The sequence below is a fragment of the Kineococcus arenarius subsp. arenarius genome (assembly GCF_050871845.1).
GTDB lineage: Bacteria > Actinomycetota > Actinomycetes > Actinomycetales > Kineococcaceae > Kineococcus.
In genome coordinates this window covers 26,752-38,223 of the sequence record NZ_JBJLSE010000037.1, presented here as the reverse complement: position 1 = coordinate 38,223, position 11,472 = coordinate 26,752, and the positions used below count along the sequence as shown (strand labels likewise).

Annotated in this window: 10 protein-coding genes; 4 read left to right on the top strand and 6 right to left on the bottom strand. The window is 72.6% G+C overall.

The annotated features are described in order from the left end of the window. Nucleotides 1–179 precede the first annotated feature (179 nt). From ACRYM0_RS11020 to ACRYM0_RS11005, 4 genes are all read right to left on the bottom strand, one after another. Nucleotides 180–632, bottom strand: a complete 453-nt coding sequence (locus ACRYM0_RS11020; RefSeq protein WP_432504993.1) for an acyltransferase — start codon at nucleotides 630–632, stop codon at nucleotides 180–182. Between the two features lie 148 nt (nucleotides 633–780). Beyond that, complete coding sequence (locus ACRYM0_RS11015) at nucleotides 781–2,145, bottom strand: O-antigen ligase family protein (protein ID WP_432504992.1); 1,365 nt, start codon at nucleotides 2,143–2,145, stop codon at nucleotides 781–783. Then, a complete protein-coding gene (locus tag ACRYM0_RS11010) occupies nucleotides 2,142–3,155 on the bottom strand; it encodes a Wzz/FepE/Etk N-terminal domain-containing protein (protein WP_432504990.1) in 1,014 nt (337 codons plus the stop codon). Before ACRYM0_RS11010 ends, ACRYM0_RS11015 begins: the two co-directional genes overlap by 4 nt. Before the next feature lie 178 nt (nucleotides 3,156–3,333). Continuing rightward, nucleotides 3,334–4,941 (bottom strand): dolichyl-phosphate-mannose--protein mannosyltransferase, encoded by a 1,608-nt coding sequence (locus tag ACRYM0_RS11005; RefSeq protein WP_432504987.1) that lies wholly within the window; start codon nucleotides 4,939–4,941, stop codon nucleotides 3,334–3,336. A gap of 286 nt (nucleotides 4,942–5,227) precedes the next feature. Between ACRYM0_RS11005 and ACRYM0_RS11000 the strand changes: the two genes are divergently transcribed. The 4 genes from ACRYM0_RS11000 (at nucleotide 5,228) to ACRYM0_RS10985 (ending at nucleotide 9,360) form a co-directional block, all read left to right on the top strand. After that, nucleotides 5,228–6,205: a glycosyltransferase gene (locus ACRYM0_RS11000; protein ID WP_432504985.1), complete on the top strand. Its 978-nt coding sequence runs from the start codon at nucleotides 5,228–5,230 to the stop codon at nucleotides 6,203–6,205. Between the two features lie 57 nt (nucleotides 6,206–6,262). Further along, on the top strand, nucleotides 6,263–7,126 hold the full coding sequence (rsmI, locus tag ACRYM0_RS10995; RefSeq protein ID WP_432504982.1) for a 16S rRNA (cytidine(1402)-2'-O)-methyltransferase: 864 nt from the start codon (nucleotides 6,263–6,265) through the stop codon (nucleotides 7,124–7,126). Between the two features lie 227 nt (nucleotides 7,127–7,353). Continuing rightward, nucleotides 7,354–8,256, top strand: coding sequence for a hypothetical protein (locus ACRYM0_RS10990; protein ID WP_432504980.1), 903 nt, complete (start codon nucleotides 7,354–7,356; stop codon nucleotides 8,254–8,256). Nucleotides 8,257–8,298: 42 nt separating this feature from the next. Further along, nucleotides 8,299–9,360: an acyltransferase family protein gene (locus ACRYM0_RS10985; protein ID WP_432504977.1), complete on the top strand. Its 1,062-nt coding sequence runs from the start codon at nucleotides 8,299–8,301 to the stop codon at nucleotides 9,358–9,360. An 85-nt stretch (nucleotides 9,361–9,445) separates the two neighbouring features. Here ACRYM0_RS10985 and ACRYM0_RS10980 read toward each other — a convergent pair whose 3' ends face one another. Both ACRYM0_RS10980 and ACRYM0_RS10975 read right to left on the bottom strand, forming a co-directional pair. Then, entirely contained in the window at nucleotides 9,446–11,107 is a 1,662-nt protein-coding gene (locus tag ACRYM0_RS10980; RefSeq protein WP_432504975.1) for a solute symporter family protein, read from the bottom strand. Next, nucleotides 11,104–11,469, bottom strand: coding sequence for a DUF485 domain-containing protein (locus ACRYM0_RS10975; RefSeq protein ID WP_432504973.1), 366 nt, complete (start codon nucleotides 11,467–11,469; stop codon nucleotides 11,104–11,106). Before ACRYM0_RS10975 ends, ACRYM0_RS10980 begins: the two co-directional genes overlap by 4 nt. Between the last annotated feature and the right edge of the window lie 3 nt (nucleotides 11,470–11,472).

Here is an 11,472-nt window from a genome sequence, read left to right as displayed (position 1 = left end):
CCGGTGTGGACCCCTGGCCGGCGCTGATGCAGGGCAAGCCCAGCTACACGATCATGCAGAACTTCCCCTGGGACAAGCTGCAGGCCCTGCCCAAGGACTACGGCAAGCCCACCAGCTGAACCCGCTGACCCCGACGGCCGTGCCCTGCTCAGGGCGCGGCCGTCGTGCTGTCCCGGGACTCAGCCGAAGCCGATGGTGTCGTTGAATGCCGCGTCAGCCGCCTCAGCCACAGCCTCGGGGACCTGCGTGCCCGGCTTCCGCTCCTTGACGACGCGCGCAGGGTTTCCCGCCACGACCGTCCACGCCGGCACGTCGTTGACCACCACGGCCCCTGCGCCGACGATGCTACCGCGGCCGATCCGGCGGCCGGGTAGCACGATGGAACCGGCCCCGATCCACACGTCGTCCTCGACGACGATCGGCCTGTCCTCGCGGAAACCCTGCTGGTTCATGGGCACGTCCACCGACGCCGTCTCGTGGGCGGAGGCGAGCAGGATGCAGCGGGGCCCCATCATCACGTCCCGTCCGATCCGGACGGGCCCGATGACCAGGGCGTCCATACCGATGTCGGAGCGGTCGCCCAGTTCGATCCCCTTGCCGGATCCGAACCACGCGCCGTGCTCGACGTTCACGTCCCGCCCGCACTCGTCGAGCATCAGCTGGGCCAGCAGTCCTCGCAGTCGTCGAGCCCCCCGGCCGCCGGGGCGGGGGGACCAGGGGAGGTGACGCGCTACGCCGAGGTACGCGGCGGCTCCCAGCAGCCTCCGCGCTCGGGCCGCGTCAACGCGCTGCCGGCCGATCGGTCCTGTCACGGTCCTGTGCTCTCGTCAGGTAGGGGATGAGGGCGATCCCGGCCATCATCCAGGTGAGGGAGTTGGGCAGCGGGTAGGGCATCGGGCTGAGCATGATGGCCACGCACCAGCCGATCGTCACGCCGCTGGCCACGGCGCGCCACGTCACCAGGTCCGGCGCGTCCTCCGGGCGGCGACGCTGCACTAGCGCCCGCACCGGGCCCAGCAGCACACAGGCCACGAACGCCGCGGCCCCCGGAACCCCGAGCTCCGCGGCCCGGCTCAGGACCACGTTGTGGACCTCGATGTTCACGTTGGTGATCGGGTACGTGTCGGCTTGGCGGACCCAGTCGTGGGAGACCTCGATGAACCGCACCCAGCCCACGCCGGTGAGCGGCTCGGCGTCGACGATGCGCAGAGCCGCTGCGTTGGTGTTCTGCCGATCCAGCACGGAGTTCGTCGTCCCCGCTCGTTCACCGGCGGTTTCCCGCAGGCCGGGGACGAACGCCAGCATGGCCATCACCAGCAGTGCGCCGACGACGAGCGCGAGGGGCAGCAGGCGCCGGGTCCGGCGGATGCCGGCCATGGCGACCACGGCGCCCAGGGCGGTGCCCACCCACACCGAGCGCGTCAGGCACCCGACGACACCGGCGAGGCAGAGCAGGACCACGAGCACGGACAGGGCCCGCCACCACCCGCGGAACCTCGTCGCGGCAGCGGCCCCGGCGAACGCGCACGCGGCGCACGCCAGACCCATGGCCTCGGAGGCGACGAAGGGTCCGCGGGCGCGCCCGTACTGGATGCCGACGTCGGGGTCGCCGATGTACGACGGAAACAGCAGTGAGTACGCGTGGAGGGTCTCCAGCAGGGCGGTCACGCCCAGGTAGAGACCGAGCAGGACCAGGGTGCGCAGCAGCAGGTCGCGGCGCTCTGGGGTGTTGAAGACCACAGGTGCGACGCAGAAGAGCAGGAAGGGGACGAAGATCCTGTCCAGCAGAGCGAACAGGCCGTAGGGGTTCAGCAGCGTCGAGTGGGCTGCGGCCGACAGGACGGCGACGAGGAGCAGCGCGATCATCGCTACGTGGATCGGTCGGAACCGCAGCCGCGTGCGCTGCCACGCCCAAGGGTCCAGCGCCAGCAGGACCACGCCGACCCCGAAGAACACCCTGTCCAGGCCGAGGGGGAGGTGGAACGCGTCCCAGTGCCCCGAGAAGACGTTGAACACCACGACACCCAGCAGGCACCACAGGTACATCGGCCTACTGGGCTCACCCGGCGGCACCGGTCCGGCCGCGGGCGACTCCGGCTGCTCCCCGAGCGCGGTGCCAGCTCGGTCGGCGGACTGGATCGTCACGGCTGCGGCGTCCGCGTCCCGAGGTTCTGGGGGTTGCGCAGCGCCTCGCCGCGGTGCGCGCCGTCACCGCGGGGAACCGTCTCGTGCGCGGCGCGAGGAGTGGCGTCGGCCCCGGTGGTGGGGGAGGTGGACCGGTGTCCGCCGCCACGCGCCGCGGGGTCCCCGGCGGCCCGCGCCGCAGCGGCGCGGCGGTCGAGCACCACGGCCGCGAGCAGGGCCAGCAGCACCCCGAGCGCCACGCCGGCCAAGCCGTACTGCTGGACGCGGCTGGTCCGGTTGCTGCCCGCGAGGTGCCCCTCCTGCACCACGCGCAGGCCCGCCGCCGAGGGGGTGGAACTCACCACGTCGCGGTAGCGCTCCCCGAGGGCGGACTGCTGCACCTCCAGCACGTCCAGGGCCGCGGCGGCCTGCTCCGCGGCCGCCCGCGCCGGGGCGAGCACCGCCTCACCGGCGCCGCTGGCGACCAGCGACTCGAAGGTCGCCTGGGTCTGGGTCGCGGTCTGCTCCGCCACCGCCACCTGGTTCGACAGGTCGGTGTACTCCTGCAGCAGCGACTGGGGGCTCTCGCCGGTGACCGTGTTCACCTGGTCGGTGAGTTGCTGCGCGATCGCCTGCGCTCCGCGCGCGGCGACTTCCGGGTCCTCGGCGAAGACCTCGATGCGGATGACGCTCGACTCGGGGATGGGGGAGGCGATGACGGAGGAGATGGCCGCAGCGTCCTGCCCGAGGACCGGATCGAGCCCGGCCACGGCCTCTTGGTCGTTGACGTAACGGCTGATGTCGGAGGCCAGGTCGGAGGCGGCCCGCGAGTAACCGGCCACGACGCGCGCATCGAGGCTCTCGCTGCCCACGGTCACGCGGGCCTCACCGGTGTAGGTGGGGGTTCGCGCGTAGGCGACCGCCACGCCCAGGGCGCCGACGGCCACAGCGAGCAGCACTCCGAGCCACCAGCGCTCCGCGAGAGCGGCCAAGGGGGTGTTGGGGGCCGTGGAAGGGGTGTCTCGGGTCACGTGGGGTGCTCCATCTGACTCGGCGGCGGGCGTCCGTCCCAGTGCTGCCACCCCATTGAAGGGCGTTCCGTGACGGGACCGAGCCTGACAGTACTCAACCTGTGCCGGAAGAGCTGCATCCCTGGGCAACGTCCGCTGGCCGCCACGCTCTGTCATGCAGGCCGTCGCGCTCCCTGGTTCACACCCAGCTGGGCAGCCACATGCGCCGCTGCCACTCCTCGTAGGGGATGACCTCCGCCGTGTAGATCGGCCAGAAGAAGGCGAAGCAGGCCACGCAGCCCACCACGACCACCCCCGCCGCCAAGGCTCCGCGGCGCCGCCGGCTCAGGGCCGCCTCCACGCCCTTCCCGCCGTGCAGCACCGCCGTGCCCGGGTCGGGGCCGAGCACCAGCCCCAGCACGTACACCACGCCCAGCACCACGAAGGGCACCAGCACCACCGCGTAGAACGTGAAGATCGTGCGCTGCTGGTACTGGAACCACGGCAGGTAGGTGGCCGCGTACCCGGCCAGCACCGCGCCGGCGCGCCAGTCGCGGCGCAGCGCCCAGCACCACAGCAGCACCACCAGGGCGGCCACCCCGGCCCACCACAGCACCGGCGTGCCCAGCGAGGTGATCGCCTTGGAGCACTGCGCCACGGTGCAGCCGTCCTCGCCCAGCACCGGGTCCTCGTAGAAGAAGGACGTCGGGCGGCCCTGCACCAGCCACGACCACGGGTTCGCGGAGTACGGGTGCGGGCTGTCCAGCCCGACGTGGAAGGAGTACGCCTCCTGGTGGTAGTGCCACAGGCCGCGCAGCGCGTCCGGGACGAGGTCGCCGACGCCGCTGGAGGGGTGTTGCGCACCCCACTGCCGGTCCCACCCGTTCTCGGAGGCGAACCACCCCGCCCAGGTGGCCACGTAGACCACGACCGCCACCGGCACCGTCGCCAGGAAGGCCGGCACCCCGTCGCGCCAGGCCGCGGCCGGCAGCCACGACCGCACGCCCACCGCGCGCCGGGCGCCGGCGTCCCACAGCACCGTCATCACGCCGAAGACGGCCAGCACGTACAGGCCGGACCACTTCACCCCGCAGGCCAGGCCCAGGCTCACCCCGGCCGCCAGCCGCCACGGCCGCCACCCCAGCCGCGGGCCCAGCCCGGCCGCGCCGTGCTCGGCCACCGCCCGGGCCAGCCGCTCGCGCGCCCGGTCGCGGTCCACCAGCAGGCAGGCGAAGGCCACCAGCACCCACCAGGACAGGAAGACGTCCAGCAGGCTGGTGCGGCTCTCCACGAAGTGCAGGCCGTCGGTGGCCAGCAGCACCGCGGCGCTCACCCCCAGCACGGTGGAGCGGAACAGCCGCCGCGCCACCCGCCCGATCAGCAGGATCGACAGCGTGCCCACCAGCGCCGCCGTGAAGCGCCAGCCGAAGGAGGAGTCCACCCCGAACAGCCACTGGCCGAAGGCGATCATCCACTTGCCCACCGGCGGGTGGACGACGAAGTCGCCCTCGGTGCCGAAGACGTCCGGCGTGCCGGCGGTGAACAGCGCGTCCGGGGTGGGGATGGAGGCGTCGTTGCGCAGCTCCACGCCGTGCTGCAGCAGCGACCAGCCCTGCTTGACGTAGTAGGTCTCGTCGAAGACCAGCTGGTGCGGCTCGCCCAGGCGCCAGAAGCGCAGGAAGCCGCCGATCAGCGTCACCACCAGCAGCGGCAGCCAGGCGCGCCGCCACGACTCCCCGGTGATCTCTGAGGGGCCTCCCAGCAGCCGGTCGCGAACCGGTGCGAGGTCGCTCGTTGGTGCCGTCACGCGCGCTGCCCGGTGGTCGCGATCACGTCGTCATCGTAGGGCGGATCCGGCGAGGGCCCCGCGTGTGGCGGCGCGGACCCTGTTCGCTCAGCGTGTGCAACCGATCTCGAACGGTCAAGATGTGGCGGGTGCGCAGAGAGTGCAGCCCGCAACGGAGGGTGTTACTGGTGACACGAATGGGCTAAGGTGACGATTAAGGCGACGCTGCGTAATAGATCGTCTACAGACAGCTTCCGGCCCTGTCACCGGTTCCGGGCACGTCACCGAACGACGTCTGTGAGGACACATGCGGAACTCCAGCCTGCCCCGGCGGAGCAAGCTCCTGCTCGTCTCCTCCATCGGGGGGCACCTGACGGAGCTCCTGCTCGTCAGCAAGATCCTCGAGGCGAACGCGGACTCGCGCTGGGTCACCGCCGAGAACGACCAGAGCACGTCGCTCCTCGCCGACCGGCCGGTCACCTACCTGCCCTACGTGGCTCCGCGCGACTGGCGCACCGCGCTGAGGGTGCTGCCGCAGTTCCACCGACTGCTGCGCGAGGAGCACTACGACGCCGTCGTCAGCACCGGTGCGGCCGTCGCCGTACCGGCCCTGCTGGCTGCCAGGTCCCTGGGCGTCCCGGCCCACTACGTCGAGAGCGTCTCCCGCTTCCACGGCACCTCCATGACGGGGCGGCTGGTCAGCGGCATCCCGGGAGTGGGCCTGTACACCCAGCACCCCGAGCGCGCTCAGGGCCGGTGGCGCCACGACGTGTCCATCGCCGACTCCCTCGCCCGCCGATCGGCACCCAGGCGGAAGCAGGGGCCGCCGCGGATCTTCGTGACGCTCGGCACCATCCGCCCCTACCGCTTCGACGCGCTCGTCGACCGGGTGCTGAAGGTGCTGCCCCCCAGCGCGGAGGTCACCTGGCAGCTCGGTGTCACCGCCCGCAACGACCTGCCGGGGACCGTGCGCGACTACGTGACCAACGCCGAGTTCAGCCGGCTGGCTCGCGAGGCCACCGCGGTCGTCACGCACGCCGGGGTGGGCTCCGTGCTGCAGCTCCTGGAACAGGGCGTGGAGCCGGTCGTCGTGCCGCGCAGGGCCGCGCGCGGCGAACACGTCGACGACCACCAGATGGAGGCCGTCGACGCCTTCACCCGCATCGGCATCGCGACGTGCCGGCAGGTGGAGGACATCAGCACCCGCGACCTGGTCGGTGGCACCCTCGTCCTGCCGCAGTCGCGTACCGCCACGCTGCCCGCGGACCTGCAGCACCTGGCCTGAGGCCCTCGGCGGCGCACGAGTGCACCCGTCGGTGCTCCGGTGCGCGACGATGGAAAGGTGCCCCCCGCTGATCCGACCCCTGCCGCCGCCGGGCGCCTCCTGCTCGCTGCCACCCCCATCGGTGATGTGGAGGACGCCTCCCCGCGCCTGCGCCGCCTGCTCGAGTCGGCCGATGTCGTGGCCGCCGAGGACACCCGGCGGCTGCACCGCCTCTGCGCGGCGCTGGGCGTCCAGCCCACCGGCCGGGTGCTCAGCTGCCACGACCACAACGAGGCCGATCGCGCACCCCAGCTGGCCGGGGAGGTCGCCGCGGGGCGCACCGTCCTGCTCGTCACCGACGCGGGGATGCCCTCGGTCTCCGACCCCGGCTACCGCGTGGTCCGCGCCTGCATCGACGCCGGAGCACCCGTCTCCGTGGTGCCCGGACCCTCGGCCGCGCTCGCCGCGCTGGCCGTCTCCGGCCTGCCCAGCGCTCGCTTCGCCGTCGAGGGCTTCCCGCCGCGCCGCCCGGGCGCCCGGGCGCGGGCCCTCGCCGAGCTGGCCGGTGACCCGCGCACGCTCGTCTTCTTCGAGTCCCCGCACCGCGTGGGAGCCACCCTGGCCGCGATGGCCGAGGCGTTCGGTGCCGACCGCCCCGCCGCCGTCTGCCGGGAGCTCACCAAGACGTACGAGGAGGTCGTGCGCGACGACCTCGGTGCACTGGCGCGCTGGGCGGCGGAGCGCGAGGTCCGTGGCGAGATCTGCCTCGTGGTGGCCGGGGCACCTGCCCGAGCTGCCGATCCGGAGGAACTGCTCGAGGAGGTCCTGGCCCTGACGGTCCAGGGGGTGCGGCTCAAGGACGCCGTCAAGCAGGTCGCCTCGCCCGCCGGCGCCGACAGCCGGGCGCTGTACGACCTGGCGTCCCGCCACCGCACCGGCTGATGACCAGCAGCTCCCGCTGCCGCTTTTCACGAGGCACCACGGACGGTAGGTTCTGCCGCACGGACGGCGAGGGTGCCGAGCAGGGCTCGGGGTGCTGATCGATCGTGCGGAGGGTGTGTGGAAGTGCGGAACGCTCGTGCCCGGCGCCGCCGACCCCTCCGAACCCTGCGCGCTGCACCACGGAGCTCGCCGTCGATCCGCCGACTCCCCGGAGGGGCCACCCCACTATGTTCTCCGTACTGATCCCCGTCGGCCCCAAACCCGTCGAGCTGGCCCGCCTGCAGGACACCGTCGACAGCCTGCGCGCGCACGAACCGGCCGAGGACGTGCGGCTGGTGCTCGTCGACGACTCGCTCACCCCGCGTCCCCAGCTGGCCGAGCTGGAGTGGCCCACCCCTCCCGTGGTGGTGCGCACCCCCCTGTGGGAGGCGTCCGCGCCACCGGACCTCAAGAGCGCCCTCGTCGCCGGTGCCATGGAGGGCCTCCGGGCCGCTGCTGCGGAGGCGCCGGAGTTCTGCCTGAAGATGGACACCGACGCCCTGGTGATCGCCCCCTTCGCGGACAAGGTCCGAGCGGCCCTCGCCGCCGATCCGACCGTCGGGATGCTCGGGTCCTACGACCGCAGGTGCACCGGCGAGCGCCGCGACTGGGAGCACAAGGGGCGTGCCATCGCCGCCGCCTCCCGGCCGGTCACCGTCTGGCGGCGCTCCACGCGCTTCCGGGTGCCTACCGGGTTCTGGTACAAGCCCGCTGCCCTGCGCGCACGGGCTCGCGACCTCACTCAGCAGGCCCTCGCCAACGGTTACGAGCTCGGTGCCCACTGCCTCGGTGGCGCCTACGCCGTCTCACCGGCGCTGCTGCAGCGCACCGACCTGCTCGACTGGAGGCCGTGGGTGCGCACCCCCGACGTGGGTGAGGACGTGACCGTCAGCCTCGCGGTCTTCGCCGCCGGCCTGCGCATCCGCGGCATGGTGGACCGCGACGAGCCGTTCGGGTTGGCCTTCCAGGGGCTGCCGGCCGATCCCCGCTGGCTGGTGGAGAACGGCCACAGCCTCGTGCACTCCCTGAAGGACCACCGTGGATCCTCCGAGGAGGAGCTGCGCACCTGGTTCCGGGAGCACGCGAGGTGACGGCCGCCGGGGGGGGACCTGACTCGTCTCCCCGGCGGCCGGGTGAAGGACTCGACGGGTCCCGCCCGTCGGGAGTCAGGGACAGGGCTCGCGGACGGCCGCCGGGACGCTGCCGTCGAGACGCTGCGCGGACTCGCGTGCGTGCTCCTCGTGCTCTTCCACGTGCGTGGTGACGATGCCGCCTCGGGGTTGCGGTTGGACCCCCAGAACCCCTGGTCCTACGTCGTGGACTCCGTGGCGTACCTGCGCATGCCGCTGTTCACGTTCCTGTCCGGGTTCGTGTACGCCGCCCGGCCCAACCGCGGCCCGCTGGGCTCGTTCACCCGAGGCAAAGCGCGCCGACTGCTGGTGCCGATGCTCGTCATCGGCACGGCCTTCGCCGTGCTGCAGCAGGTGAGCGGTCGCCGGGCCGGCGGTTCTGGCAACACGCCCTGGTACCTGTGGCACGTGCTGCCGGTGGCGCACTTCTGGTTCCTGGCAGCGGTCTTCTGGGTGTTCCTGCTCGTCGCCGCTCTGGACCGCAGGGGGTTGCTGGATCGGCCTGCCGCCGTGGCCGGGGCCTTCGCCGCGAGCGCTGCGGCGCACCTCACGGTGCCGTCGGTCCCGGACGTGCTGGGGTTGCGCAGCGCCCTGTACCTGGCGCCGTTCTTCCTCGCCGGGCTGGCCGCGCAGCGGTTCTCCTGGCAGCGCGCGCCGAGGTGGCTCAAGGTGGCTGTGGTGGCCGTGGCCGTGGCCGGCGCGGCGCTGACGCAGGCGGGTCTGCTCGGGGTCGTCGAGCGGATCCCGGTCCGCGGTGCGGTGGCCATCGTCCTCGGAGCCGCGGGCTGTCTCTCCCTCCTGCTGCTGCGCTGGCGGTTCCGCCCGCTGGTGCTGGTGGGAGCGTTCTCCTTCACCGTCTACACCTGCCACGTGTTCGCCACGTCGGGGACCCGGACGCTTCTGCACGCCGCCGGGGTCGAGGCGGTGACCGTCCACGTGCTCGCCGGGACTGCCGCCGGTCTGGCGTTCGGGACGGCAGTGGAACTGCTGGCCCGCCGCCGACCCTGGCCGGCGTTCCTGCTGCTGGGGCAGCGGCTCCCGTCGCCGGGGCGTGCCCGCGCCTGACTCCTCCGTGCGGTGTGGCAGGCGGACGCACGAGGACCCCGCGGCGATCACGCCGCGGGGTCCTCGTGCACACGTGACTCACCCGTCAGTGCTGCACGGCCTTCTCCGCCCCCGCGCCGGTCAGCGAGCGCACCTCCATCTCGGCCGCGCGCTTCTCGTTGCCCCTCTCGCGGCCGGTGACCGAGCCGAGCCAACCGAGGAAGAACGCCAGCGGGATCGTCACCAGGCCGGGGTTCTCCAGGGGGAACCAGGAGAAGTCCACGCCCGTGTCGCGGATCATGGACAGGCTCACGCCGTTCTCGTCCACCTTGCCCGAGACGACGGGCGAGAACGCGATGAGCACCAGGCAGGAGATCAGCCCGCCGTAGGTGCTCCACAGCGCGCCGCGGGTGGTGAACCGCCGCCAGAACAGCGAGTACAGGATGGTCGGCAGGTTCGCGCTGGCCGCCACCGCGAACGCCAGCGCCACCAGGAACGCCACGTTCTGCCCGTTGGCGAAGATGCCGCCGACGATGGCCACGGCGCCGATGACGACGACCGTCGTGCGGGCCACGCGGACCTCGCGCTCGGGGGAGACGTCGCCCTTCTTGATGACGCTGGCGTAGATGTCGTGGGCGAAGGAGGCGCTGGCGGTGATCGCCAGGCCCGCGACGACCGCGAGGATCGTGGCGAACGCGACCGCGGCGATGATGCCCAGCAGGATCGTGCCGCCCAGCTCGTAGGCCAGCAGCGGGGCCGCGGAGTTCGCCCGGCCCGGTGCCGCCCGGATGGCGTCCGGCCCGACGAGGGCGCCGGCGCCGTAGCCGATGACCAGGGTGAACAGGTAGAAGACCCCGATGATCCAGATCGCCCACACGACGCTCTTGCGGGCCTCCTTCGAGCTGGGCACCGTGTAGAAGCGCATCAGCACGTGCGGCAGGCCCGCGGTGCCCAGGACCAGCGCCAGCGACAGCGACAGGAAGTTCAGCTTGGAGATCTCGCTGCCGCCGTACTGCGCACCGGGCCCGAGCAGCGTCTCGCCGGCCGAGCCGGGGGCCGAGACCGCCGCCCCGAGCAGGTCGGACAGGTTGAACCCGTAGCGGGCCAGCACCCAGACGGTCATCACGGCCGCACCCGCCACCAGCAGGCACGCCTTGATGATCTGCACCCAGGTGGTGCCCTTCATGCCACCGATGAGGACGTAGAGGATCATCAGGGCGCCGACGACGGCGATGACGAGGTTCTGCCCGGCGCGCGAGTCGATGCCCAGCAGCAGCGCCACCAGGCCACCGGCGCCGGCCATCTGCGCCAGCAGGTAGAAGAACGACACCGCCAGGGTCGAGATGGCCGCGGCCGTGCGCACCGGCCGCTCGCGCAACCGGAAGCTGAGGACGTCGGCCATCGTGAAGCGGCCGGTGTTGCGCAGCAGCTCGGCCACGAGCAGCAGGGCCACCAGCCACGCCACCAGGAACCCGATGGAGTACAGGAAGCCGTCGTAGCCGTACAGGGCGATGGCCCCGGCGATGCCCAGGAAGCTGGCCGCCGACAGGTAGTCCCCGGCGATGGCGACGCCGTTCTGGCCGCCGGTGAACGAGCGGCCGCCGGCGTAGAAGTCCGCGGCGGTGCGGTTGTTGCGGCTGGCCCGCAGCACCACCGTCAAGGTCACGGCGACGAAGGCCGCGAAGATGGCGATGTTGACCGCGGGGTTGCCGATGTCGGTGCCGGCGGCGGCCGCGGTGGGCAGCGCGGCGGTCAGGGACGTGGTCACCGGGCGCCCCCCTCGACGCGGTGGCGCAACTCCTCGGCGGCCGGGTCGAAGTGCTTGTTCGCCCAGCGCACGTACGCGGTCGTGATGACGAAGGTGGAGACGAACTGGCCCAGGCCGAACAGCAGCCCGATCGTGATGTTGCTGTCGCCCACCCGGGTGCTCATGAAGCCGGGCGCGTAGCCCGCCAGCAGGACGTACGTCGCGTACCACACCAGGAAGAACGCCGACAGGGGCAGGACGAAGCGGCGGAACCTCCGCCGCAGCGCCTGGAACTCGGGGGAGTCGAGCGCGTCCTCGTAGGGGGTGCGGCCCTCGCCCGCACCGGCCGGCGGGCCGCTCGATCCGTGGTCCGTCGTGCTCACCAG

Coding starts and splice junctions, on each gene's coding strand:
- ACRYM0_RS11000 (WP_432504985.1), top strand. CDS start 5,228: ATGCGGAACTCCAGCCTGCCCCGGCGGAGCAAGCTCCTGCTCGTCTCC.
- ACRYM0_RS10990 (WP_432504980.1), top strand. CDS start 7,354: ATGTTCTCCGTACTGATCCCCGTCGGCCCCAAACCCGTCGAGCTGGCC.